The organism is Paraburkholderia sp. BCC1876, assembly GCF_902833695.1.
Classification (GTDB): domain Bacteria; phylum Pseudomonadota; class Gammaproteobacteria; order Burkholderiales; family Burkholderiaceae; genus Paraburkholderia.
Genome location: NZ_CADFGI010000001.1, coordinates 909,650 through 935,641, shown reverse-complemented (window position 1 = coordinate 935,641; position 25,992 = coordinate 909,650). Strand labels below are relative to the sequence as shown.

Below are 25,992 nucleotides of genomic sequence, written 5' to 3'. Positions count from 1 at the left end.
ATGACGAGTTGCGGGGCAGTGCCGACGCGTGAGCGTTCGAGCGAAGACACAATTGGACGGTAGCCAATGGCCATCAAAATAACTTTGAGGACAATGAGCGCGCGACTAACAGCCGTTCGCGGAGCACTTGCCAGTCCGACTTCGGCGAGGTTGCAGTGCCTGCCCCCACGCCGCACAATGTTAGCGATGTGCCCATCAACACCTTGATCCGGCGGGGCGTGCCACTTTTTCTCGATCAGACAGTAATGAGCTCCCACGTCCAAGGCGGCGACGATGAACATTGCTTAATTTCTATCCGTTTGTGCGGCGGACCGGTGGCGCGCATTCCATATCCGTGAAATCATAGACGGGAAAAATTTGGAAGAGAAGAAATGGTTACTGTAAGTGAATTCACTGTTACGGGGTTCTGGAAAAGACTCGACTCGTATTTGCGTGACGACTTCCCGATTTCGGACGAAGAGTTCTCACGCGTATCGCTTCTAATGCTTTTTGTGGTGGCCTGCGTTTTTGATCGTTCGACCGGCAAAATTAGACGTGCTCGATACGGATCCGATATATCCGTGCTTGTGGAGGAAATCGGCGATCATTTTGGTGACTTTCGAAATCATGATCGGCAGTACATGTGGCGGGACAAGCTGCAAGCGATTGAGCGTCTATTAGATGTTCCGATACCATTTCCAAACGTTTTCGTCCGTGCTAACAACGAACTCCTCGGGCGGCTATTCGAATACATGAGGGACGCATGCCAAGAGCGCGGCGTCGATGTGGCGCTTCTATTTGACCATCGGTTCCTGAGATTAGCCAACGATCAAATCGGTGCTGATCGTGCCCATTCGCATATGGTTGCGATCCTGTCGAATAAGCTGGCGTCGAAATCGGACTCTCTGGTCGAGGCTTTTTGCGGCACGGGTGAGATGTTTGCGCCTGCTGGCGAGACGCTTGGCGAATACAAGGTGGACGGGCGACCAGTGGGTCTTGTTCGACAAGTGGGATTGCTGGGTTTCGAACTGCGTATGCGATTCCTGCTACACGGAATTGATCCTCGCTTCGCGCTCGCAGCAAACGAATGGGCGCTTGCCCAAAGGCGTTTTGTTCAAATAGATGCGCCACGTAGCCTGACGAGGACCCGCAGGTCTCGGCGTGACCCCGATATGATACGCCCAGATGACGCGACAAACTCAATAGACATGCTCGCCTCGCTCAGGAGCCTCGGTGGCAGCTTTGACGGCATCGTGGTTGTCGCGGGCACTGCACGGACGAGCACGAACCATCGCCCATCCGAACTGCGCAGGTGGCTGTTAAACAGAGGAATGCTCAGCGCCGTAATCGACTTGCCGCGGACTGGTCAATCGGGATCCCAGCTTGGGAAATCCGTGTGGGTCGTGCGCTCGCATACTCGCCCGGGGGGGAGCGGTGTCCTGATGGTCAACGCCGGTGCGTTGAGAAAACCGCGTTCCTTGCAGGAATGGAGCGCGCTTGCGCAATTTGGAGCAAATCTTGTGCTTCTGTTCGAGAACCCCGAAAAGTCTAAGCTGTATTGGCAAAAAGATATCGACGCCTCCCCCGATGTTGAGCGTTTCCGCCAGATATTCTGGCGCGAATTTTCGGAGGGCTATCGCGACGTCGTCGGCCTTTGCTCTGTAGTAGGTTACACGCAACTGTCCGCTGATGACGTTCCACTTGTCGCGAGCACTTACGTCGGCCGCCATGAGCGGAATGCATGGCTGTCGGGCCTGGATGGTTCAAGGATCGTCGATGAACTGTCTGTGACGAGCGGGCGCGGCAAGTCAATCTACATCATCGGAAACAACGGTGCGGGTAAAAGCTTGCTGCTGAAAGAAATCGCCGAGCGTTCTGCGGAGCAAAGACGCAAGACCATCGGCATTGCTTTTGGCATGGTCGATCGTTTTACGTTTAGTAAGAAACGCGAGGGGGAACTCGACTTTTTCAACTACGAAGGAGCGAGAACGTCGGCCAATTCGACGAAATCGCAGCACATTGCAAACGACCTGTGTCGCAAGATGCTTGACATACATGCTGCGCCCGAACGTCGCGAAGCGCTTGACATGGCGCTGGGGATACTCGATTTCGAACGCCGGCGTTTTCTCATGCCGCTCGAAGAGGCGTCCGGCTCGACCGCATTCGACGACGTGGCCGCTCAGACGCTCGAACTGTCGAACAACGCCGCTGAAAATGATGAGCTGACTCGCGAGGTCAGACTGTCCACGATGCAGCCGGCGTTCAAGCTCGCGGACAAAGGTGAGATTGCCCCTTTTCTGAAGCTCAGTTCAGGCGAGCAGCAGATGCTCGCGCTGACGTTGAAGATCGTCGCCACTGCCGGGCATGGGAGCCTGATACTCGTCGACGAACCCGAGATCAGCCTGCACGTCAGTTGGCAGCGCACGTTGCCGTTGCTATTGCGCAGGCTTCGTGAGCATTTCCGGTGCGACATCGTGGTGGCTACGCATTCGCCGCTCGTTATCGCGAGCGCGCTCGATAAACAGGACATCTGCTTCGTCGCACGCGATCAGCGTTTGACGGAAATTGCCATAAATGACAGACATTCTGTCGAACGTATTCTATTTACAGGTTTCGAGACGTACACCGAAAACAACCGGCAGGTTCATGAGCGCTGCGCGGCCATGGTGTCCGAAGCGATTGAGAAGGCGAATTCCGGGCAGGGCGTACAGGATTTCGTCGGGCAACTCGATGAGGAGCTGACGCTGATGCGAAAGACAGTGCAAGCGTCGCGGGGACAGGTGAGCGCAGGTACGGTGTCGCGACATCTCGACCTAATCTCGAAAGCGCGTCAGGCACTGCGTCAACTGGTTAGACTGAGCCAGGGCGATAAGGACGGGACATGAGGTTTCTACCCAAGGGAAGGGACAGAAAGGCGGAAGAGGACGCTTTCCTCAATCAATGTCATCGGACCAAAATGCGCATTCCCGCCGTACTGACGATTCTCGAGGAGGAGTCGTTCTTCGATGCTGCGCATCGTCAACCTAGAGACGTTTGGGAAGAGTTTTACGCGAGCGGATGGACGAGCAAGGTCGGAGGTGTCAAGGGATCGGAAATTCAGTCTGCGCTGAGGGACCACCTCGCGCAATCGCAGGGAGGGCAGTGCTGCTATTGTCGCCAACCCTTGCTGAAGGGCGGTTATGCCCGCCCGATCGATCATGTACTTTCGCGTGCTAGGCACCCGCGATTTTCGCTCCATTTCTGGAACCTCGCCGTTGCATGTGAGCGCTGCAACAGAATCAAAAAGAAGCTGCTGTCGAGTGATTTCAAGAAGCAGCGAAAGCACTATCCAGGTGTAGATGAATTTAAGAAGCAGTTTCATCCACGATTCCACGAATATGATGCGCACGTGCAGTTTGTGAGCGTTGCGACTAACGACGTCAATATCACCGTGTATGTCGGAACCACCGATCAAGGCAAGGACTTGTGCAATACGGTGTTAAAGGAGGGCACAGAAGAACAGATGCTGACCTCTGGTGACAAGCAACTCGCCGACTCGGTGAATGCGATTCATGGTTTTGTCGGGAACCAAGATTCGGCAGCTCTTGCCAAAGTCGCACAGTTTCGCGATGCTCTCGTTGAGACAATCAAAAAGGCGGCTCGGTAGGCTTGCTTTTGCGGTGAGATTCCGAAACCGGATCGTCGCGGCCCTTTGATGAATCGAATTTGACTGCGGGAAAACTGACATTCACAGATGATGATCAACGAGCGCTGTACTTGATCCGGTTGTCGAAATCCGGAGACCGTCGCACTGAAAGTACCGATCATCTTGCAGATCCGGGTACCATGCAGGGTTATGCTTGTAAGCTTGCTCGCGGCCATTCAGCCTATCCTGGCCGTCGCGGCCTTGAACCATACCGCCTACCGTTGTCGTGTCGCTCTTTACGATGTCGTATCGGCGCATGCCGTCTTTTCACACTGCACCAGGGCGTAGCCGTAAGGTGTTCAACAACGCATCCCAAGTCTGCAACGCACCCGCCTCGTCGACGGGTGACGTTGTTTGTCCCGGCGCCAAATCAGAGCTGCTTGCGCCGAGCAATAGTTGAATCGCGGTATACGGTTTCGCCAGCGTACTCGAGTCGCCCGGTGCAAGAAGATAGAACCGATACGACGTGAGATCACCTTCTTTCAATTCAAACAGTACCTCTTCCGCATCCATCCCGGCAATCGTGCGCTTGCCTTGGCGCAAAATTCGATAGTGGCCCGGCAACCGATCCATCTGAGCGCGCAATTGAGGCAGTGTCATCGTGAGCGACGCTTTCTTATCCGCGTCCACTGCGTCACGCATCTGGATCACCAGGAGCACGGGTCGGCCCGGCATCAATGCGAATGACTGGCTGACTTCTTCGGTGTAGGTCGATGAACCCGTGACGATCCCGCCGTCGAAGCAGAATCCAGCCTCTGTGGGTACGGACCAGTTATCGCGAGCTTTGATGCGGCGGTAGGTGTCGTTGTAGATATCTTCAACGCTACTTAGAGCTGCCGCCCCGATGCCTCCTGACGTGTGGAAAAGACTCCCGTTGTCGAAGAAGTAACCTTCAGTCTTGAAGTCAAGATCAGATGATGCATCGAATTCCCTATAAACGAATACCTTGGCGTCGGCACTTGGAGAGAACGCCTTCTCAAGCCATACATGGCCCGTCTTTGCATTGGTTCCCGGATTCACCCTGTCACTGTGACGGAGCCTCTTATCCAGATCGCTTACCTGGTCTTGATATGACTTAGCGGAAAAATTTGGTTTCGTCTCTAACGTATCCCCCCGATACTCATAGCGTTGGTTTGATATCTCGCTCGCCGCCGGCCGGTCGAACACGAAGCGACCGATACACCACGGACGCGGTTTTGACAGCAAGGGATTATTCGTCGTCGGCTTCCCAGAAAAGACAAGCGAACAGGCGCACGCGCCTAGCACGAGCAACAGAAATCTTCTTACCTGCCTCAGCACGACGGAGCCGGCGCATCCTGCGCAATTTGTACGATGCTGTAGAGCCGTTGGTTTCATCGCCAGATTTTACGTATGACAACACGGCAAAAGCAATTGGACGCTTGTCATTAATTGAAAGATTGAAAATTTATTCCATGCAATGTGGATATTCTGCGAATGCCATCTCGCAGAGGCCTACGTGCAGATGGGCACTGCGTGCGCCACGGCATCGAAGAGTCGACGGCGGCGCGCTAGCGCCACTTCACCTGCTTTGAGTGAATTCCTAGTCCATCGTCAAATTGGACAGATTTATCTGATTCGTTTCTAAACTCGCTCAGCACCAAAACCACGATCCAGCATAACCCCCAAAACCTTGACCAATCTTTACCGAAAATACCTTAGGAACCCTCTAGAATCCGCCGCTCAATCATCAACCGCGTGGGCGTAATTTCACGCGAGTGGGAGCGGCGGAATGGGCAGCAATCAGGATCAAGCAAGAAAACGCTTCGAACAAAGCAGCAGTGACGCGTACTCCGTCAACCCGGAAATGTCCGTGCAACTAACGCAATCGGACCACAACCAATCCATCACGCTTTTCACCGATCGAACTTCGGTAGGGCACGCCGTTCGCTGCTTCCTTTCCCCATTCGATGCGATGCTCGACGGTCTCGGCCTGATTCCTCAGGAGCTGTCAGTGCATTTCGAAATCTGGCCTGTGAGGGACGTCGCGCCGGAAGCCTTTCTCTCCTGCCGGGGATTCCAGCGGCCGTTGTCATTTCACTTAGCCTGGTTAGCGCACGACTATCGGCTCGTCGTACGGGAAAACGGCTGTCTGACACGTCTGACCTTGACGCAAGGCAGGCGGCCGCGTGGTGATAGTGATCAGCAGTCGCTCCAGATCGACTCCGATGTGTGGACGATCATCGACGCCCTACATCAGCAGGCCGGCCTGTTTGCCTGGCGCGAAACGCAGAAAGCGGTGCGGCAGTGGCTTGATGCGCCGGCTTCCGCGCGAGATGCGTTGGAGCGAGCGTTCGGCTTGCGCGATAACCCGCCATTGATCCAACTCGCCCCCAACGAAGCGAAGCAATTGGCCTTATACGACCCGGAAGCGGCACGTTGGCATTTCGTGCAGCGTCAGATATTTGCCTGAGCGGCCCACGCAATCTCATACGTTTTCATCGATAGCGGGGGAAACCTGTGTCTACCAACCAAACCTTAAAAAGCTTTGCCACAGGCGCGGTCGACTGGAACAACCGTCCTGTCGGTTTGAACTTCGGGCGAGCCCAACGCACCGTAGGCCACCTGCTAGCCCTCCAGCACGCCACCCTCCACGAAAGCCTGATGGGCGGCATCAGCGGCCATCTCACGTGCGTATCGGCCCACGACAACCTCTCTCCGACGCTATTCATCGGCCTGCCCGTCTCCGTGCGAATCGTGACCGACCGTGGCCAACTCCACACGATCAACACGATCATCAAGCAGGTGCAGACAGGACAAAGCGACGGCGATCTCACCGTCTATCAACTAACGGTTTGCGACGCGTTGTCGTTAATGGAAAAGCGCACCAACTCGCGACTATTCCGCGGCAAGACCGTTATCGACATTCTCTCGATCCTGCTGAGCGAATGGCGACAACGTAGTCCAACACTAGCCCGCGCATTCGAGTTCGACCTATCGAAGCTCGACGCGAACCGATACCCCGCGCGCGAAATCACACGACAAGCAAACGAACCAGACGCAGCGTTCATCCGTCGACTGCTGCGTCGCGAAGGCATCACCGTATTCGCAAAGGCAGGCACCGCGAAGGAAAGCCGCATCGCCGACGACGCGCCCGTGCACACACTGGTGTTCTGCGACAACCCATTGCGACTGAAGCAGGCCCCCGCAGGCGCGGTTCGCTTGCATCCGCGCGACGCCGGCACCGAGCAGCGCGACACGGTCACGCTCTTCGCGCTACACCAACGTCTGATTCCGGGAAGAACCAGCCGTCCGTCATGGGACTACAAGAAGGCCCGCATCGACGAATCGATCGCGATAGCCAACATCGACCAGGGCGAATCGGGCAACGACCTCGCCGAGCTCTTGACCGACGTCGCAATCGAGATTCCTCACGTCGGCGATTCCTGGAAAGATCACGATCGCATCACGCGCGACCGGATGCTCGCGCATGAGTTCGAGGCCGAACAGTACGACGGTGTCAGCGGCATACGCGATCTCGCGGTCGGCCACTGGATCACGCTGACGGGCGACCCAGTACTCGACATGCAGCCCGCAGAGAAGCGGCAGTTCGTGATCACATCGCTCACGCACGACGTTTGGAACAACCTGCCGAAGGGACTGACGGAACGGGCACAGTCGCTGTTCCAGGCGAGCCATCATCTTGTCCTTCCGACATCCACGCCGGTACTGACGATATCGCGCGAGCAGGACACGCGCTACAAAAACACCTTCACCTGCGTGCGACGCGGCGTGCCGCTCACGCCTGCGTACGACCCCACGGTCGACTTGCCGCCGACGCATCTGCTAACAGGCGTCGTGGTCGCACAAGAGGGCGACGAGGTGACCTGCGATGAGCTCGGCCGCGTCTTCGTGCAGATCCAGGGACTGGATCCCGTCGATCACGCTCATGCACAGGGCGTCGGCACAAAAGGCTATCCCGGCGACAGCGCGCCGTTGCGCGTCGCCTCGGGCCTGGCAGGCGAGAGCTTCGGACAAACATTCATCCCCCGCGCGGGAATGGAAGTGCTGTTGGGCAGCATCGGCGGAGACCCTGATCGTCTGGTGATCCTGGGCGTCGTGTCGAACGGCAAGAACACGCCGACCCGGTTCAGCCATACCGGCGCGTTGCCGGGCAATCGTTATTTGTCGGGAGTCAAAACCCGTGAAATCAAGGGAAACCGCTACGGCGGGCAATTGAGGTTCGACGACACGCCGCAGCAGATCAGCGTGCAACTGGCGAGTCAGCATGGGGACTCGCAGTTGAACCTGGGGTATCTGACCCATCCGCGAGACAACGGCTATGGACAGCATCGCGGTGAAGGCGCGGAGCTGCGCACGGACGCGGCGGCCGCATTGCGCGCGGCGCAAGGCATTTTGCTGACGACCTATGCCCGCACACAGGCGAGCGGTGGTCAGCTCGATCGTGACGAATTGCTTCAACTGCTCGGCGAATGCTCGGATCTATTCAAGTCACTGGGCGACTACGCGGGGCAACACGGCGGCCAATCGCCGGATGCATCGGGACAGCATGCCGTCGCGTCGACTTTCGAGGCATGGACGCCCGGCGTCGGTGAAGGGACGTCGGAGGGTATGTCCCGCTCTCAAGGCTTGATGGCGTTAGGCGCGCAAGCCGGGTCGGTGAACCTCACGCCGAAGACGCACGTGACCTACGCGGGCGAGAACATCGATCAGGTCGCTCAGCAAAACCTGCAACTGTTGAGCGGGCAGCGTTTGCTGGCGTCGGCCGGGCAGGGCGTCCATGTGTTCGGTCGCGGCGAGGGCGTGCATGCGATCGCCGGCGATGGACCGGTTGTCGTGCAGGCACAGCAGGACACGGTGACGGTGACAGGGCAGAAGTCCGTCCACGTCAGTTCGGTGGGCGATGAAGTGATCGTCTCCGGCAAAACCATTCGACTGGTTGCGGAAGACGGCAGCTATTTGCAGGTCGGCGGCGGCGTTCGCCTGGGATCCAGTGGATCTTTTGTTGCCCATGCTGCTAGCCACGATTTCCTCGACCCCGATACCGATCACGTGAACCCGCCCGCATTCAGCGACGCCGGTGCAGACCAGAAATTCCGCTTGCGTTACTCAGGCACTGACGGTGGATCGAGCGGATCGCGTGATGGCGAAAACGGACGCGCGGCAGCGCATCCGGTGCCGAATCGCCCGTACGAAATCACGTTGCGCGATGGTCAGAAAATCACGGGCACATCCGACAGCGAAGGGCTGACGGATCTGCTGGCTCGCGACGCCATGCACATCGCTCACATTCAGGTATTCGACGCGAAAGGGTAATCCAATGAGCACGTCCCCAATCGGATCCGATCGCGTAGTGGGCGAGCGCAAAGCGCTGCTGTACCCGAACCGGCCGGCCAATGCACACGCGAACGTCGACGTGGAAAACCGCTATCCGTGCACGACGATTCTTATTCATGGCGTGAACGACCTGGGTACCGATTTTGGCGCGGTAGAAAGTGGTTTGTGCGAAGGCCTGAACGATCGGCTCGGTCGCTCGGACTTGAAGGGCGGCGAGTACACGCATGGGCGGATGGCGAATGACCCGAGCAAAGTGAGCGTCGCCGATCTGATGAAGAACCTCGACGATGTGATCTATCGTCGGCAGGAACCGCCGGGGACGAAGAGTCCGGTGATTCCGTTTTATTGGGGGTTTAAGGCGAGTGCGAGCGATCTGGCTAAAGAGCCGGAGAAGCAGACCAGGAACGGCCAGTACATTGATAAGTTCGGCAACCGTCTGGACAGTCATCGCGCGAAGGGCGGTGGCATGTTCGCTAATGCGACGACGAATATCCCCGATATGTTCGATTCGCACTTTCAGGGAGGCGCAAAGACCTGGAGTCTGGACACCTTGCAGGGGGACTTGACGCATCCACTGCGCGAAGCGCCGAACCGGCACTACATGGTGCTGGCCGCGAAACGGCTGGCGGCGCTTGTGCGGCAGATCCGGCTGATCGAAAGCAATGAGACGGTGAACATCATCGCGCACAGTCAGGGCACGTTGATTACGTTGCTGGCGCAGGCTTTCCTGATGGAAGGTTCGGGGCCAGCTAGTCGACCTGCTGACACGCTGATCCTGATCGACTCGCCGTATTCACTCAACGAATCTCGCACCGACCAATTCCTGCAGCGTAGCGACGAGCAACAGACCGTCTATGCGCGTGCGAAGACGCTGGCGAACCTCACTGCGCTGGTTGCGAACCACAGACACGGTCAGCCACCGCTTGAACGCCTGAAGGTGGTCAAGGGCGGTACCGACAACTATGGCGTCACGGGGCCCGCCTGGGATCCGCATCGGGCGACTCGACTGACGGGACCGGGGCACGCATGCGGAGTATTCGCCGAGCGCGACAACCGCGGCAAGGTCTATCTGTACTTCTGCCCTGAAGACGCGACTGTCGGTCTCAGGGGCGTGGCGGGGATGGGTTGTATCGGGTTGCCCGACGCACTTCAGGTGTCCGCTGCGCAGTTTGGCGCAAAAAAAGAAACCGTCACGCTGCTTTCCGGGTCGTTGTTGCAACGGGTCTTTACGCGTCGCGTGCGGAAGGGCAAGCCGGTGCAAGTGGGGACGCCGCCAGGGCCGCACAACATGCGTCTTGAGGGTGAGAGTTCACACGGAACGACCGGCGGGACAGCGCTCGCGAAACAGGCGCAAATCGCGAAGAACACGATGCGCACCATCAACGGCGAGGAACTCTCGCCGCCGTTCGATCCGGACATGGAGGCGAATGCGCTTCCGGGCAGCGGGGATGCACCGCTTGATGGCGTTTCCTTGAACGAGCGACATGCAGGGAGGCAGTCGATCGATCAGGTCGAGGCCGAGACGGCGCTCAGTGTGTCGGAGCTCGAGCTTTTGCCGCCTCAGATGATGCCGTGGCCAGGACTGAATCCTGGCAAGCCACCGGCTACTACCGATGTCGCAGGCGTGCTGAACGCGGGCAAGCAGCCCGACGACCAATGCAAGGTGTACCGGGCGTTCCCGCCGACCATTGGGGATTCGGATGTGCCGGTTGTAGCGGGGCAGATCGTGGTGATCCGGTATGAAACGCCAAACGAGGCGAAGGTGAGGCTGATGAACAATTATCGAGTGGATGATTCGTATCACTCGGCGGTGATGAGCGGGCGGCGCAATCATCGCTGCGCGACGGCGTTCGATGTGTCGATTGGGCAGGCGCGGGCGCTTGATGATCCGGATTGGGAAGAACTGTTGAGGACGATTGCGGATTGGCGAATAGCTGCGGGTGACTTGGAAAAAACTAGTCCTCGATATGGCAGCCTCGACTGGACGACGCGTGACGTTGTTGAAGCAAATACAGACTACTACAGGTACGCCAATTTCCCACCCGAAAAACTTGTACCTAGGACTCCGCCGCCAGCGGTAGTTAGTGAAATCATCAAGACGCGTAACGATTCGACTGCGCAGAAAATGCGCTCCAACGCACTGGAAAAAATTCGGCTTTTCTGATTTCTCATGACAACACCTCTGACTCGACCTCCGAGCCGTTGGCTCTTTCTCGTCCCGTCCGGGCTAGCGATTCTGACTTTGGTGTGGATCGCGATGCTCAAGCTGTTAATGATTGGCGGTTATTTATCTTTGGAAGATACCTCGATGATTCGACGACTACTGCTTCTAACTGTGCCCCCTGTATTGCTGGCGGCTGGGTTGTATGCCGGGTACTGTGTATGGGATCGCAAGGACGTGCAGCAGGTTGATCCGTTGGCCGTACGGAACACAGCTTTGCAGGCAGAAGCGGTCGCAGCCACCGCTCCGCGTGATCCGCGTTTCACGCTGGAGATACGTCGCTTTGGCGTGACCGTCGACAGATTCCGACAGCGGGCGATGCTAATGCGTCTCGACGAGGCTGGCGCTTCTGGCACTTTGCTATTGCAAGACCCTAAAAAATATCCCTACACAGGCGCCGACCGTTCTTTTGCCGGCAGGCAGCGCGAGAACAATGTATTCGGTTATACGCTGCGGCGCTGGGTTGACTTCTGGCCAATTCCCGTCATCGCTGTCGGGCCGCCCCGCGATCCTGCCGATGAGCTCGCTGATCGCATGGCGACACATATCGGCGACGCAGACAACGGCGCAGGCATCACCAACCCTCTATACATCCGCCTTGACGAGATCCATACCGAGCATGGTGACGATGTAGTGAATCGGTTATTCGAATTTTTCGATGCGCATCCGGACTTGCCTGCCGCGGTTGTGTTGATTGAGGACGGTCTCAATACCCGCGCATATATGCGAACTCCTGGAGATAACTATGTGCAGCAATCGAACCTGAAAGAGTACTTCTTTCCACCACAGCCGGACAGCTTCGTTGCTCTGCTCGTAACGCGCAAGGACCGAATAGATCGGATGATCCGACCTTACGTTGTCCACGCGCCCGAAGCAATCGACAACAGCAAAACACAGTATGACGTGATCAAGCTGTGGAATTACTTCTGGAATGTCCAAAAAGCCTACTGGGAGCACGACAAGGACGAGATGCCGTGGGACTACTGGCAAAGCAAACTTCCCGAGTTCTGGAAGACCACACCATTGAAGATCCCACACGGCTTCAAACCGAACCCCTGGGTCCCAATACCATGGACCACATGGCAATTGACGGAGTACGACAACTGGCCGGTACTCGCGTACCTGCATCGACCGGTACGTATCGATATGAGCAACACCCACGGCGAATCACTCAAAAAGGGCGAGCGCATCGAAAAACTGCGTGAAGGTTGGCAGCAGGCGTTAGGCACCCTCGCTCCCAACGATCAGCCTGGGCGAATATTCCACGACACCGGCATGTCGACCAACAATCTCGCGCTGCTCATCCAGGCACTGCACGACAACCCGCAGCACATCGATCTGGACGACCCGAAGGACGCGTTCGACATGCAGCGCCGCATCGGCGGCGACACAGGCACAAGCTCGACGTGGGTGCAAATGACGCTCGCGCTGATGATGGGATATAGCGATGGCAAAACAAGCGCCCTCATCAACCTGCGCGATCCGCTCCACGCGACCATCGTGATGGTGTCGCCACCTGACCAAACGTCGCGCGAGGCAAATCCGCAAACATTCAGCTGGGATTTCTAAACCCACGCGCTTCCAAATAAGGCCAACATGACTAAAAAACACTACATCGTCGAAGGCGACACTCATAGCCACGGCGGCCGCGTGATATCAGGTGCACCCACCGCCCGCATCAACGGCCGAGCGATCGCACGCCTGAACGACCCTGCTATCTGCGAGATCCACGGCCAGACTCACATCGCTCAGGTGGCCGGCAATGCACGCTTCGCAGGTCAGCCGGCCGCGTGCGATGGCGACAAACTCGCGTGCGGCGCACGTCTGATCGCCAGTCAGAAAAGCGCGGGCGGTTGACGATCGAATGTGACCGCCGATCGGGGACGAAGATGGCAAGCTCGACATGAGATGCCACGCTTACGTTCGTCAAATGCGCCAGGTATCGGAAGCATGTCACGCCAGTTTTCTACTGTTAGACTTCATCAACACCATTAGCCGCGAAGCCGCCATGAAAGAGAGAAAGTCGGACGCAGTTGCAGGGGGTAAGCCGTTTCAACCACCTGGCGGCGGCAATCGCGGCAACGCGGCGTCGCATGGTCCGTCGTCCTCGCCGGGGGGCGCCTCCTCAAGCAGCGTAACACCGGCCACACCGGCCACACCGGCCACGCTGGCCACACCGGCCACGCTGGCCACACCGCCGACACCGGCCGCGCCCCGCAGCACAAGCAAAAAACCGCCATCCGACAAGCCGCAAAATAAGTACAAGCGCGAACTGACCCAGGAAATCCATAGCCTGGCGCTTCCCAGCGGCGGCGTGCATACGCCGGACAATAGTCGTTTGCTTGGTCTCGGACGCACCACGCAGGAACTGAGCAAGTTCCATGAACAGGCGACCCGGGAACATTGGAAAGAGCGGGCCCGAACCGAAGGTCCCGCAGTGGCTGCGCAGGCCGCCAAAGCAAGCCAGTCGCGCATCGGCAGTGCATTGAGCGTACCCGAATTGCATAAGGAACTGGCGCCGCCCAAGGCGACCCGTTCCAGTGCGAAGGGGACCGAACGCCAGAGCCTCAAAATTCAGGACACGCACGTCGCCATACCGACCGAGCACGACAAGACCTATCCGGAATTCACCGTCTCGCTGAAAGACAAAGGTGGCCGGTCGACGGCCTATCCTGTCATGGCGGCTGTTTCAGTACATCCGGCAATAGGACGGGCACACTCGCACAAGGTGCTGACCACCCTCGAAGCGCAGCGCAGCGATGGCCGGGATTCTGCCTCGACGTTATCCAAATCGCGTCTTTTGCAACGCGGCGAGTTGACGCCTCTCGACGCTATCGCCGTCGATAAACACGGAACATTTGAAGTACCCGGCGCGCAAGCCACGGGCGACCATGCACGAGCCGAAGATGTGATCGCGAGAAATACGGGAAGAACCATCGAGCAATACGGACGCTCCTCGTCACCCAAAGGCCAAAGGCTTTTTGGCGTCATTCAGACACTGAACGATCCGGCTACCAAAAAGCGCAAACGTCGGGATAGTTTGCGCGAAGGCAGCAGGATTCTGGCAGAAATCGAACCGGCCGTATTCGACGCCCCGCGCACGCCGCCGGGGTCGCCGGATTATCACGCTGCGTACAGCCACTTTGGCTTATGGAGTCCGACACAGGATTCGGCGCCTGTGTCATCGTCGTCACGTGCGCTGTCGCCGCTACGGCTACCCCCCACGTCGCCTCCGGGCAACCAGAGCACGACTTCGTCGAGCCTGCTATCGCCGCTGTTCGCGAGTTCGCCCTCCGGGTCAGGCGCACGCAAGGTCGCTCGGCAAGCCGATACCGCGCTCGGTGCGCCGTCGGCCCCGGCGCTTAATGCGCCCACCTTAACGTTTGCTTTCCCGCCCCCGAGCTTCAGTTTGCCGACCCCGTCGCTGCCCTCGCCTGGCGGTTCGTCGCACGCGTTTTCCTCGTCGCTGTTTTCCGCCTTCAGTCCGGCGCCGCGACCGCAGCCGTCAACGTCGCTGAGTCCGTTTCCGCCGACGAGCCGGCATAGTCCGAACACGACGACTACAACGACTACGACGACTACAACGAGCTTGTCCGCGCCGAGCCCGGCCGGGAGCCACAACGGACAATCACACAGCGGGCCCAGCGCATTTTCGCCGTTCACGCGTCCATAAGAAAGGCCCGACTAAACGTCTTCGTGGCGTGTCCGCAGCGCACGCGTCTTCGAACGCGGGGCAACGACGTGCGGACGGGGTTCGAACTCGAACTGAAGGCGCTGCCGCTGAACAGTCCGTATCTGTTCGCCAATCAAAACTCGACAGCCATAAACAATAAAACTACCGAATCTGATGCCAGATGAATCAGTCTCGCGTATTCATACTCCCAACATCCGACCCATCGTGCAAAATACTCCCCCAGCCCAATAACCTTTGCCAAAAAAATTTATCGCAGCCTTACCAAGGCGGAATAGGGCAAGATAAAACCCGGCCTGATACCGACTACGAGTCCAACTTTAAATTCCAGCTATGAATACCCTATCCCAGCCCAACGGACCGCAACTGACAATACGCGGTAGCCGCTTTGCGATGCCGGCCTTCGGCGTCACGATTCTGATCATCCTCGGGTGTTTCTTCTTCCTCGCAGCATCGAACCCGTTCATGAGCTTTGGCACGGTTCTAATGACCTTTTTTACGCCTTTGATCGCGTTGGTCAGCATGAGCCTCACCACTCGCGCAGTTTTTTATGACGACCGATGCAAGGTGGCGCGCATCGAGATTTTTTACGAGAACATCGTGTTGATCAAGCGGGGCCGCTTTCTTCTCACGATCCACTACAACCGCCCGAACGAAGCACGCACCAAACCGCGTCGAGCGTCGCTATCGTTCTGGGAGATGCGGCGACATGAACAGGATAAGTGTCTGGAAATCCTGCGGCAAAACCTGACCGAAAAAGCGGTTTTGAACTCCACCTTTTGACGTCGGAAAGGCAGGTCCGCTCTGGATGAACATCGCCAGGCGAGATCTGCTATGAATCGGAGCCCCATTGCGTCTACACCGCTACCTCAGCCTCTCTTTCGCGCTCGTCACGTCCCTGGTGTCGATGTCCGACGTGTACGCGCGGGAATGCAAGCCGACCGTACGCGGGAACTCAAGGCATGGGTCGCCTATCTGCCCTGATCGAGTCGGAAATGCAGTAAGTTCAGCCCCAACTAACAATGCGCTATAGATAACCCGATTGCATTCACCACCCCGATATTTCGGAGTGAATAAACAACCCATACAAACGCCCTAAATAAATTGACATGTAATAAGATCGCCGTCGCAAAGAAAAATTTATAACTCACGCGCCACGGATATAACCTGTATGAAATCTGTCATCTTCGTAATAATCGCAAGTTTCTCGGCCAGTGCAATGGCAGGTCAAGGAATGAGTGAATTCATGGTCACGGGAAAAAACACCGTCAACGTGACCGGCGCCAACGGCGGCCACGACGGCGGCCAGGACCCGAAACGTGAAGAGTTGTCGGTCTCGGTAATGGGCCCAACCGGGCCGATTACCGACGCGAAATGCGCGCTCTCCAACGACAAAGGCGACTGGTCCGTCACCGCGCCCGACACCGTCACGGTTCGCCGGTCCGCGTCCGCGCTCAAGATCCGCTGTGAGAAAGAGGGCTACGCGGCGACGGAAGGCGCGATCGAAGCCACCACGGCCAAGATCGAGCCCAAACATTTCCGCTTCGGCACCGATGCCGGCGGTGACGGCGACGGTGACGGCGATGACGAGAGTTCGCTGATTACCGTCCCGCAATACTTGCCGTCGCTCGTCATCACGCTGCACGAGAAAGGCGCCCCTCAGGCAACGAACTAACACCGCTGCCACAGCAACGCGCGAAGCCCTGGTTCGCTTCGCGCGGTTCTCATCCGACCCATCGGCCGTCTCCGGCCCGTGCATAAAAAGATACCTTGCATTGAACGGTACTGGCTGCTAGAGTACCTACCAACAAACGGGGAAGACCACCTCCCGCCAGTGCATAACAAGGTACCGTGCTATGCACGCAACAGAATGGCTCTGAATGAAAACCCAGCTTAAGAAGGGCACCCTCGACATGTGTGTGCTTGCCGTCCTCGCAGGAGGCGACAGTTATGCATACGAGATCGTCTCGACCCTATCGGAAACCATGGAAATCAGCGAGGGCACGATTTATCCGCTGATGCGCCGGCTCCAGGCTGAAGCGTGGGTCACCACGTACTTCGTCGAATCCAGCTCGGGCCCGCCGCGCAAGTACTACACGTTGACGAACGCCGGCCGCGACAGTCTCGCGGAAATGCAGGACGAATGGCGCAGTTTTGTCGATGAGGTCAATGGCGTGCTGGCTCTATCCCGCATGCGCTCAGGAACAGGGGAACAGGAATGACGCAGGAAGAATTTATCCAGAAACTCCGTGTTGAACTGGGGAGTTTGCCAAAGCACGTAGTGGATGAAATCGTGGCCGACTACCACGAGTATTTCGGCGACGCACTCGCCGCTGGTCGCAATGAAGCGGACGTAGTCGCGGCGCTCGGCGATCCGATCAAACTGGCGCGTGAGTTGAAGGCCCAGGCGACCTTGCGTCAGTGGGAAGCACGGCGTTCGTTCGGCAATCTGGCGAAGGTAATTGTGTCGATCGCCGGGCTCGGGTTGTTGCAGTTGTTCCTGCTGATTCCGTTCATGTTTTATCTCCTGATGCTGACGGTCGGTTACGCGGTGTCCGGTGCGCTTGCGGTCGCCGGCTTCGTGACGGTGATCGCGCTGGGTAGTCATCATCTGTTGGGATGGCCGTCGTCGTTCACGTCGCTGCCGTTCACCTTCGAAAGCGACGATGTGGGCCATGTCAGCGCGAATTCGAGCAGTAAGGTGAGCGGCAAGGTATCGCACGACGACGACAACGATGACGATGGCGATGATGACGCCGCCGCCTCCGGGACTGACGACGCGCGTCTTGCGCAAGTGGACATGAAGGCCTTCAGAGTCGTGGGCGACCGTTTCTTTCTTCGGCCCGATGACGCCACGCGAATTTCGGTGGTGACGCTCGCGGGCCCGATAGACATCGAGAATAAAGACGGCAAGTTGAAGATCGACTCAGTCGGCGGCGGACGCGATCTGTTCAAGGTCGAGAAAGACGGTTCGTGGTCGATCGCACGGGCCGACATCATCGCACTCGATCTGAAGGATGCCGACGGCGACCATGTGTCCGTGGCGCGAATTGGGAGCGATCCGAAAGCCATGGCGTGGGACGTTTCGAATCACGGCGACCGTTTGTCCTTCGTACAAGGCGCGGGCGGCCAACCCAAAAGTCTGTCCGTACACAGCGGCTCGGATTCGGTGGTGATCGATCGTGACCACGTCGCGATCAAGAACGGTATCAATGACGTGATGATTTTCGGACCACGTCACTCAAGCATCGGCGTGATGATCTACGGATTCGCGATGCTGCTGGCAGGTGTCTTCGGTTTGTTTGTTTGTGTGTGGCTGACGCGCATGACCTGGCGCGCGCTGGCCCACTACGTTCAGCGGCAACTTGAGGTCATCACCACCCGGCTGGAAGCAGGGCACGTCTCCTGAACCGGGCGGCGCGGGTGACTCACGTCTGTCTACTCACTCCGTAAAAAGGAAATGGTCATGAAAATGCACTATTTGCACGACTCGGCAGTCCCGAACGGCGCACACAATGCGCAAGGCTCACGTCTTCCGAACGCTCGCGTGATCGGTTTGGCGAGTTTCGCAGGCTGGTTCGAGGAGGGCGCGCGCATCGCTCGTGTCCGGCCGGTGTTGTGGCTCGCGGCGGTGCTGGTCTGCGCCGATATCGCGACGGTATTGGACCTTGTGCCGTCGTTGTTGATGCTGGGCATGCTCGTCGCGCCGATCGTCATGGCGGCCGTCGTGATGATGCAGGAGCGCTCGAGCAATAATTCGCAGTGGTCGGTCAGCGAGATGGTCGACGTTGTCCATGCGCAGCGGAACGCATTGCTCTCTATCGGAGCGTGCTGCGTTGCCGCGACGTACATCGGTCAATTGATTTTGTTCGCGGCATTCCATGTGAGCGTGAAGGCATCCGTTGCGGCCAATGGTGTGCATGCTTTGACATTCGCTTACGCCACGCACAATGGCGCGGGCAATGCGCTGGAGCCGGTGTTCAATGCGTTGCTCCATGTGATTCCGGTTGCGCTGTTGTGGTTCGGCCCGGCGCTGGTGGTACTGAACAAGGCTTCACCGGCTAATGCGATGACAGTGAGTGTGCGTGCTGTGGTGTGCAACTGGCCCGTCGCGTGTTTGGGCCTCTTCGCGATCGTCGCCGGCGCATTACTGGTTCCTTTCGTACCGATGCTTGTGCGCGCACTCATCGTGACGCCGCTGGCCACAGCGCTGATCGTCATGTCGCTGTATGGTAGCTATCGTGGTGTGTTCGTCGAGCGATAAAACGGCGTCGCCTACTCAGCTATCAGCACGTGAGGGCCAACGCATGGATGCCGATCAATCGCTCAGTGCAGCGCAGCAGTCTGCTCATCGAGCGGTGTTGGTGTGGGACTTGCCCGTCCGTCTGTTCCATTGGTCCGTGGTGGTGCTGGTCGTCGCCGCCTACGTCACCATCCGATTGAACTGGATGGACTGGCACGTCCGGATCGGCGAAACCTTGCTCGCGCTGGTGTTGTTCCGTTTGCTGTGGGGTTGCTTCGGCAGCGAGACGGCGCGATTCCGCAGTTTTTTGGCGTCGCCCGTTGCCGCGCTGCAGCATCTGCGACACGTGTTGCGCCGCGATCCGGACGTGCAGGTGGGCCACAATCCCGCCGGCGCGTGGATGGTGCTTCTGCTGCTCGCTTTACTACTGACGGAAACCCTCACCGGGCTCTACGTCTACAACGACGTCGCCGACGTGGGTCCCCTTTCCGAATGGATGCCCGCACCGATCGCCAATGCAATTTCCACGCTGCATGCCGTCGTGTGGGACGTCCTGCTGATCGCCGTCGTGCTGCACGTAACGGCCATTCTGCTCTACGCGGCCGCCAAGGGGCACAACCTGCTGCGGCCCATGCTGACAGGCCGCAAGTCCCTGCCGGCGGACGTCCAGGCGCCGCGGACGGCGTCGGCGGCGCTGGCGCTGTTATTGCTCGCCATCGCGGCCGCCGTGGTCGTCGCGCTCGCCACCTATCTCTGACACGCGCGTTCTGCGCCGCACCTGAATCTGCGATCAACCGGACACAGCGCAAATAAGGCATCAATGCCAATGGTTGCGCGTCGACGGTCATGCTAGGATTTCCGCAAACAACTCCGGAGACAGCTATGCCGTTCATCTGCGAAAACGTTGAGTGTCGCGCGGTGCTCGCTCGCGGGCAGGTCAAACCCAAGCGCGAGGATAGCGGGTGGTGTTTTTACTGCCCGGATTGCAGGGCAAGGAATGCGTTGAACGATGTGGGGGTGCCGGGCGGTTCTCTGGAGCTGGTTCAGCCAGAGCGCTCGGGTCTCCCTCACAAAGTCGTGGCAACGGCCCGGCCACTGGAAGAGGGGGGCTATGCGGCGCAATTGCGCGTCCAGCGCGCGCTAGGAACGCGGGGTACCTACGCGGTGGAAGAACACTGGGATCAGCTCGGTGTCTTCCTCAATGCGCAAGAGGCCGTCGCGCATGCGAAAACTGTCGCGGCGGACTTGCTTGAGAGGAAAGCCTAGTCCTGCTTGAACGCTGGATCCCGCCGTGCGTAGCGCGCGTGGATCCGGCGTGCTTCGTTCGCTAAGCGTCGACGGCAGCGAGCCTGACAAACAGCCGGGCCGCTTCGTTGCCGTGAGACAAAGCGCGCAATGCTAGCGTGAGCGCGAGTTGCCCGTCGTGAGCAACCGCGCCGCGATCCTGATCGAAAAGTTTGACGGCGTGGCGCATATGCTGCGCCGCCTGCAGATGGAGTTCCGCTGCCGTTGCGTGCTGTTTCGCCGCCGCGCTAACAATGCTGGCATTGCTGGCGCCCGGCGCGGTCGAAGCAGGCGTTGTCGGCGGCGCGCCGGTGCTGTGCGCGCCGGCCTCGTGAGCCTCGTCGATGGCTTGCAACGTGTGGCCATGGGCCATCATCGCCTGATGCGCGGCGTGCGCATGATCCTGACCCTGAGCCGTTTCGAAGTGCCGGGACGCCCCGTGGTGATACCGCGCTGCCTGTTCGTGATGTGACGCCGCCGCTTCAAGATGAGCTTTCTTGCTGTGCTTGTTCATACGGGCTCCTGCGCGACTGTAGGACTGACTCACTCCGATAACGACCAATTAGAAGACGCAGTGGCGGGTCGGAGACCACTCGTTGCAAATGTACACGCACTTGCATCGTCTATAACGATTTCATCGAGTCTCTCCACACTATCAGTCGAGGAACAAGGCCATGGACAGCACCCAGGCAGTGGCAGTGGCGGCAGTCGCTTTTGTGGGCAGCCACTTTCTCTTGTCGCATCCATTGCGTGGGGTATTAGTCCGCGCGATTGGCGCAACGGGTTTTCCCTGGCAATAGGCTGTGTCGATATCGATGCTGCGGATTCGTCGTACGGGTATGTCCAACTTTTTTAGTGAAAGGTAAACACACCATGACTACCGGAATCATCCGTCTGCACCGCGTCCTGCACGCAACGCCTGAGCGACTCTATCGCGCCTTTCTGGAGGCCGACGCGAAAGCGAAATGGCTTCCGCCGTATGGTTTCACCTGCAAGGTTCATCATCTGGATGCGCGCGTGGGTGGCACGTACAAAATGTCTTTTCACAACTTCGGCACGGGTGAGGGCCACTCGTTTGGCGGCGAGTACCTCGAACTCGTGCCGTTCGAGAAGATTCGCTATACGGATCGGTTCGACGATCCGAATCTTCCCGGGCAGATGACTACGACGGTTTCCATTCGGCAAGTATCGTGCGGGAGTGAGCTCACTATCGTGCAGGAAGGCGTGCCCGAAGTCATTCCCGTGGAGATGTGCTATCTCGGTTGGCAGGAGTCGCTGGCGCAATTGGCGAAGTTGGTCGAGCCGTTGATTCCTTGATTGCGTGATCTCGCAGAAATGGAGGCAGGCAAACCGTGAGGCCGCAATAGTGCGGCCTCGACGGATTGCTCAGCGTGTCGTGACGCTACGCGTCACGAGCAACCACAAGCGTGCCACAGCCGCACGCATGCCGTTAGTAGATGCCCGCGCAGTGGTGCGCGAATCCTCTTCAGCAATGCGCACATTGAACGCGTGACTGTTCCGCTCTTCCTGAGTTGGAAGACTCCAGTACTCGTACGGGTACAACATCCGGCTGAGGCGAAAATGCGCGTCGCGCCTGTCGTCATGCCATTCGGTATTGGCGTCCGCACACCTTGTCAACTCTGGGCTTCTTTCGTCCATGATGATCTCCGCGAGTGATGCCGATCACGGAGACGCCATAAACAAAAAGGCCTCGTCCGTATTACGGCGAGGCCTTGTAAGCTGCGTATCTACTTGTCTAACGCGTACAGGCCCCCCGTGGCATATCCGAGCGGATTGCCATTTGGCGGAACATCGCGAAAGAGAAGAAGTTGAGCGTCAGCATGGAGTCAAGTTTCTTTGTAATTGCAACGCGTGTCAACACTTAACTGCTGCGTGAGTTCTTACGGTGAAATACCGTCGAGTGAAGTACCTTCGGCGCTAACCATCGCTTCACCGACCCTGTGCGCACAACCTTCAATAACACTCAATCATCTTCCTCGACTCTTCCGGCGAAACAGCCAACCGTTGCAGCCCACCAATCGCCGCTTCTCCCTCACCACGTTCCAGATGCCCGGCAATCAGCAGCAATTCACCAAGCACGCCGCCACCGTCGAGAATCGCCCCGCGAATCGATTCGGACACCGGCAACTCGTCGACGAAATTGCGCAACTCCATGTGATACGCGATATGCAGCAGCGACAGCATGCCGGTGAGATAAGCCGTAGCGAGCAGCGGACGCGATCCGTCCGGCAGCAGGTCGATTGCCTTCTCCATGAAATGCGCGCGCCGCTGCGCGAGCAGCACGAGCGGATCGTCGTCGATCGGCAGGCCGTCGCGATTGGCGTAAAGCAGAAGCCCGCACCAATGCAGCAACCGGCGGCTGCCGGCAATAGAAAGCGCCTGTTTCAGCGACGAGATGCGTTCGGCCTTGCCATTGGGTTGCTCGCTGCTATTGGCAAGCCGCAGCAGTTGCGCGACCAGCATGGGCGTTTCTTTCAAAGCTCGCGCGATACTGCTCAACGGCGCGTCGCTGCCGACCAGATCGAACACGCGAAGGATCGCCTTCACCGGCGGCATGGCGCGCTTGCCGGAAAAGATCTGTGGCTTCGAAAAATAGTAGCCCTGCAGCAGGTCGCAACCCAGTTCCCGGGCCAGTTCCGCGTCCTCGACGGTTTCAACCTTTTCGGCGAGCACGACCTTGCCGGCACGTTTGAACTCGGCGACCAGTTCCGGCAATGCGTCGCGATCCACGAACGGCCAGTCGATCTTGATGATATCCACGGACGGCAGAAACCAGCGGATTTCGTCGGTCATGCCGCGCACGTCGTCTAGCGCGATCTGGAAGCCCGTGCCGCGCAACTCGCTGCAACGTCGCGCGAGATTCGAAGTCAGCTCGACCGACTCCAGAATTTCCAGCACGAATCGGGACGCCGGCAAGACGTTCGGGTAGTCGGAGAACAGAAAGTCGTGCGGGCAGTTGAGAAACGCGGCCTTGTTCCCAACCAGACGTTCGAGACCGATCGACCCGACCGCACGCTGCACCACCGCCGTCGTGCAGCGCAAATCGTCGTCGATGCGGCCGGGTCCCGTGGGGCCGTCCCTGAAAAGCAGTTCGTAAGCGACGACGCGGCCGCCCCGATCCATGATGGGCTGACGCGCCACGAACACGGCTGTATCGCGCGGTATTGCAACTTCGGTAGGGACGCTGCTGACGGCGCTCATTCCTGTTTCCATTTCAGACAATGTCCGGGGTACATCGTCGGGGTACATCGTTATTGCCACTCCTGAAAGAGAGAATTCGGCACTGCGGAGTTAAATCTTTCCATCATATTCTGAATTCGGTTTTCGCCACCCGTAGGTTTACATCGCCGACATGTCGATGGCGCGAGTGGTCGGTCAGTTCGGTAAAAGCCTAGATTGTCACCGATTCGCGTAACGCCGTCGATTAGCGGTTTGTAGCTGACCCTTTTACATAATGCAAACGGCATATTACAAACCAGTACTGACGGGGCACATTACTTGTGAGCGACATTCGTGATATTCACGCCGCGTTGAATGTCGTTGAATGCCGCAACCCATGAAAAATATCATTCAATCTCTATCTCAGCCGCAGATCCCACAGTACGTCGAGTACATGTCGCGTTGATCGTTCGACATGTCCCGCTCGGTGCGCAATGCCGAGTTGGCGCCACAAGGCGGGCCGCAGCGGACGCATGACGATACGCGTGTCGAGCAAGGGCGTGGTGGCTTCATGAGGTAACAGCGCCGCGCCGTAGCCCGCCGCCACCAGACTTTTGATCGCGTCGTTGTAATTGACCTCGATACGCGGCGCCGGATGCTGCCCGCCGTTCGCGAACCATTCGGCGGTCAGGCGTGAGAGGCGAGTGGTGGTGTCGTTGAGAATGAGCGGCTGAGCGGCGAGCCAGGCGGGCGTGACGCGTGCCGGACACGGCCATTGAGCGGGCACGAAGGCCATGACCGGATCGCGGCGCCACGGTTTGATCACGAGCCCCGCCACGGGCGATTGCGGCAGCGCGACCAGCCCCACGTCCAGCGAGCCGTCCGCGAGTCGTGTGAGCGTTTCCTGCGAGGTGAGCACGGCGACCTGAACGTCGATGGCGGCGTGCTGCTGCCCCAGTACTTCGAGCGCCTGCGGCAACAGGTGCGCGATGGCGCCCGTCGACGCGCCCAGCCGCACGCGACCGGCGAGGCCCTGCACCTGGCGCTGCACCTCTTCGAGCGTGCGCTCCGCGTCGTCCAGCAGACGGCGCGCTTTCTCCACCAACGTTTCGCCAATGGCCGACGGCCGCACCTGCCCGCGTTTGCGCGACAGAAGCGGCGCGCCGATCCGGCTTTCCAGCTCCGCGATGTGCAGGCTGACGGTGGGCGGCGCGAGGTTCAACGCGCGCGCCGCTTCCGCAAAAGAGCCGCGCTCGGCTATCGCCACCAGCGTGCGCAAGCGGTCCAGACTGATCTCTCGCATGGCGATTTTCCTCGTTCAGAAAAGCTGAATCTCAGCGTCATGAAATTCAACTTTCCCTATTCTAGCTTCACGGGGAAGATAGCAGTTCCCGATTTCACCGTTCCCCCGATCACGCGAGAGTTTCCGATATGAGCGCTCCCCTTGTTTTCATCGATGGCGACCAAGGCACCACCGGCTTGCAGATTCACGAGCGTCTGCGCGGCCGGACCGATCTGCAACGGGTCACGCTAGCCGCCGCCGAACGCAAGAATCCGCAGCGTCGCGCGCAGGCGCTCAACGCGTGCGACATCGCGATTCTCTGTCTGCCCGACGCCGCCGCGCGCGAGGCGGTCTCGATGATCGCCAATCCCGCCGTCAGGGTGATCGACGCGAGCTCCGCGCATCGCACGCAGGACGGCTGGACCTATGGCTTTCCGGAGATGACGCAAGGGCAGGCGGAGCGTATTGTGGGCGCGCATCGTGTCACGAATCCCGGTTGTTATCCGACGGGGGCAATCGGGCTTTTGCGTCCGCTGCTGGAGGCAGGGTTAGTACCGCGCGATTACCCGCTTGGTATCCACGCGGTGTCGGGGTACTCGGGAGGCGGGCGTGCCGCCGTGGAGGCGCATGAAAACCCCGGTGCTTCCCGGCCATTGCCGTTCCAGACCTATGGCCTGGCGTTGTCGCACAAGCACCCGCCGGAAATTCAGCAGCACGCGGGGCTCGCGCATCGCCCGCTTTTTGTTCCCGCTTATGGTGCGTTCCGGCAGGGCATTGTGCTGACGGTGCCGCTCGAATTGCGTCTGCTCGCCGCGGGTGTGGACGGCGCGACGCTGCGCGATTGTCTCGCGCGGCACTATGCCGGGGCGGCGCACGTGCAGGTCACGTCGCTGGAAGAATCGCGCGCTTTGACCCACCTCGATCCGCAAGCGCTGAATGACACCGACGACATGCGCCTGACGGTATTCGCCAACGAGGAGCACGGTCAGGTGCTACTTGCCGCGGTGTTCGACAATCTCGGCAAGGGCGCGTCGGGCGCGGCCGTGCAGAACCTGAATCTGATGATCGAACGGTTGTAAGCGCATCCATTCATCGAAGAGAACTTAGGCGT

Annotated in this window: 22 protein-coding genes and 1 pseudogene; 18 read left to right on the top strand and 5 right to left on the bottom strand. The window is 58.8% G+C overall.

Annotated elements, in window-relative coordinates:
• The first annotated feature begins 371 nt into the window (after positions 1-371).
• Together HWY05_RS04040 and HWY05_RS04035 are read left to right on the top strand one after the other, a co-directional pair.
• A complete protein-coding gene (locus HWY05_RS04040) occupies positions 372-2,864 on the top strand; it encodes an AAA family ATPase (protein ID WP_176057460.1) in 2,493 nt (830 codons plus the stop codon).
• The gene (locus tag HWY05_RS04035; RefSeq protein ID WP_176057459.1) at positions 2,861-3,625 is read left to right on the top strand and encodes an HNH endonuclease; all 765 of its coding nucleotides are present in this window, start codon (positions 2,861-2,863) and stop codon (positions 3,623-3,625) included. Before HWY05_RS04040 ends, HWY05_RS04035 begins: the two co-directional genes overlap by 4 nt.
• Before the next feature lie 306 nt (positions 3,626-3,931).
• Here the strand turns inward: HWY05_RS04035 and HWY05_RS04030 are convergent, their stop codons facing one another.
• The gene (locus HWY05_RS04030; protein WP_244146484.1) at positions 3,932-4,870 is read right to left on the bottom strand and encodes a T6SS immunity protein Tli4 family protein; all 939 of its coding nucleotides are present in this window, start codon (positions 4,868-4,870) and stop codon (positions 3,932-3,934) included.
• Between the two features lie 544 nt (positions 4,871-5,414).
• Between HWY05_RS04030 and HWY05_RS04025 the strand changes: the two genes are divergently transcribed.
• The 13 genes from HWY05_RS04025 to HWY05_RS03965 all read left to right on the top strand — a co-directional run bounded on the left by HWY05_RS04025 (position 5,415) and on the right by HWY05_RS03965 (position 20,401).
• Complete coding sequence (locus HWY05_RS04025; RefSeq protein WP_176057457.1) at positions 5,415-6,095, top strand: hypothetical protein; 681 nt, start codon at positions 5,415-5,417, stop codon at positions 6,093-6,095.
• A 47-nt stretch (positions 6,096-6,142) separates the two neighbouring features.
• Positions 6,143-8,959 carry a type VI secretion system Vgr family protein gene (locus HWY05_RS04020; RefSeq protein ID WP_176057456.1) on the top strand — a complete coding sequence of 939 codons (2,817 nt, stop codon included), beginning with the start codon at positions 6,143-6,145 and terminating at the stop codon, positions 8,957-8,959.
• Between the two features lie 4 nt (positions 8,960-8,963).
• Entirely contained in the window at positions 8,964-11,144 is a 2,181-nt protein-coding gene (locus HWY05_RS04015) for a DUF3274 domain-containing protein (RefSeq protein WP_176057455.1), read from the top strand.
• Positions 11,145-11,237: 93 nt separating this feature from the next.
• The gene (locus HWY05_RS04010; RefSeq protein ID WP_244146483.1) at positions 11,238-12,770 is read left to right on the top strand and encodes a DUF2875 family protein; all 1,533 of its coding nucleotides are present in this window, start codon (positions 11,238-11,240) and stop codon (positions 12,768-12,770) included.
• 27 nt (positions 12,771-12,797) lie between these two features.
• Positions 12,798-13,058: a PAAR domain-containing protein gene (locus HWY05_RS04005; RefSeq protein ID WP_035558591.1), complete on the top strand. Its 261-nt coding sequence runs from the start codon at positions 12,798-12,800 to the stop codon at positions 13,056-13,058.
• 73 nt (positions 13,059-13,131) lie between these two features.
• On the top strand, positions 13,132-14,874 hold the full coding sequence (locus tag HWY05_RS04000; RefSeq protein WP_176057454.1) for a hypothetical protein: 1,743 nt from the start codon (positions 13,132-13,134) through the stop codon (positions 14,872-14,874).
• A 351-nt stretch (positions 14,875-15,225) separates the two neighbouring features.
• Positions 15,226-15,675 (top strand): hypothetical protein, encoded by a 450-nt coding sequence (locus HWY05_RS03995; RefSeq protein ID WP_156126747.1) that lies wholly within the window; start codon positions 15,226-15,228, stop codon positions 15,673-15,675.
• A gap of 463 nt (positions 15,676-16,138) precedes the next feature.
• The gene (locus HWY05_RS03990) at positions 16,139-16,567 is read left to right on the top strand and encodes a hypothetical protein (RefSeq protein ID WP_035558587.1); all 429 of its coding nucleotides are present in this window, start codon (positions 16,139-16,141) and stop codon (positions 16,565-16,567) included.
• A 205-nt stretch (positions 16,568-16,772) separates the two neighbouring features.
• Positions 16,773-17,114 (top strand): PadR family transcriptional regulator, encoded by a 342-nt coding sequence (locus HWY05_RS03985; RefSeq protein WP_035558584.1) that lies wholly within the window; start codon positions 16,773-16,775, stop codon positions 17,112-17,114.
• Positions 17,111-18,301, top strand: coding sequence for a DUF1700 domain-containing protein (locus tag HWY05_RS03980; protein ID WP_176057453.1), 1,191 nt, complete (start codon positions 17,111-17,113; stop codon positions 18,299-18,301). Before HWY05_RS03985 ends, HWY05_RS03980 begins: the two co-directional genes overlap by 4 nt.
• A 138-nt stretch (positions 18,302-18,439) precedes the next feature.
• Positions 18,440-19,156 (top strand): BPSS1780 family membrane protein, encoded by a 717-nt coding sequence (locus HWY05_RS03975; RefSeq protein ID WP_176057452.1) that lies wholly within the window; start codon positions 18,440-18,442, stop codon positions 19,154-19,156.
• A 43-nt stretch (positions 19,157-19,199) separates the two neighbouring features.
• Positions 19,200-19,892 (top strand): cytochrome b/b6 domain-containing protein, encoded by a 693-nt coding sequence (locus tag HWY05_RS03970; RefSeq protein WP_035558580.1) that lies wholly within the window; start codon positions 19,200-19,202, stop codon positions 19,890-19,892.
• A gap of 125 nt (positions 19,893-20,017) precedes the next feature.
• Positions 20,018-20,401 (top strand): hypothetical protein, encoded by a 384-nt coding sequence (locus HWY05_RS03965; RefSeq protein WP_035558577.1) that lies wholly within the window; start codon positions 20,018-20,020, stop codon positions 20,399-20,401.
• Between the two features lie 61 nt (positions 20,402-20,462).
• Here the strand turns inward: HWY05_RS03965 and HWY05_RS03960 are convergent, their stop codons facing one another.
• Positions 20,463-20,933 carry a hypothetical protein gene (locus HWY05_RS03960; protein ID WP_035558575.1) on the bottom strand — a complete coding sequence of 157 codons (471 nt, stop codon included), beginning with the start codon at positions 20,931-20,933 and terminating at the stop codon, positions 20,463-20,465.
• A 160-nt stretch (positions 20,934-21,093) separates the two neighbouring features.
• On the opposite strand from HWY05_RS03960, the pseudogene HWY05_RS38705 reads away from it, so the two are divergent.
• Positions 21,094-21,195 (top strand): annotated as a pseudogene (locus HWY05_RS38705) (MFS transporter); the annotation flags it as partial.
• A 97-nt stretch (positions 21,196-21,292) separates the two neighbouring features.
• A complete protein-coding gene (locus HWY05_RS03955; RefSeq protein WP_176057451.1) occupies positions 21,293-21,736 on the top strand; it encodes an SRPBCC family protein in 444 nt (147 codons plus the stop codon).
• Positions 21,737-21,805: 69 nt separating this feature from the next.
• Here HWY05_RS03955 and HWY05_RS03950 read toward each other — a convergent pair whose 3' ends face one another.
• The 3 genes from HWY05_RS03950 to HWY05_RS03940 all read right to left on the bottom strand — a co-directional run bounded on the left by HWY05_RS03950 (position 21,806) and on the right by HWY05_RS03940 (position 24,902).
• The gene (locus HWY05_RS03950) at positions 21,806-22,078 is read right to left on the bottom strand and encodes a hypothetical protein (protein WP_156126745.1); all 273 of its coding nucleotides are present in this window, start codon (positions 22,076-22,078) and stop codon (positions 21,806-21,808) included.
• A 315-nt stretch (positions 22,079-22,393) separates the two neighbouring features.
• Positions 22,394-23,641, bottom strand: coding sequence for an EAL domain-containing protein (locus HWY05_RS03945; RefSeq protein ID WP_051980945.1), 1,248 nt, complete (start codon positions 23,639-23,641; stop codon positions 22,394-22,396).
• Positions 23,642-24,017: 376 nt separating this feature from the next.
• Entirely contained in the window at positions 24,018-24,902 is an 885-nt protein-coding gene (locus HWY05_RS03940) for a LysR family transcriptional regulator (RefSeq protein ID WP_035558570.1), read from the bottom strand.
• A 128-nt stretch (positions 24,903-25,030) separates the two neighbouring features.
• On the opposite strand from HWY05_RS03940, the gene argC reads away from it, so the two are divergent.
• On the top strand, positions 25,031-25,960 hold the full coding sequence (gene argC / locus HWY05_RS03935; protein WP_176057450.1) for an N-acetyl-gamma-glutamyl-phosphate reductase: 930 nt from the start codon (positions 25,031-25,033) through the stop codon (positions 25,958-25,960).
• Positions 25,961-25,992 lie beyond the last annotated feature (32 nt).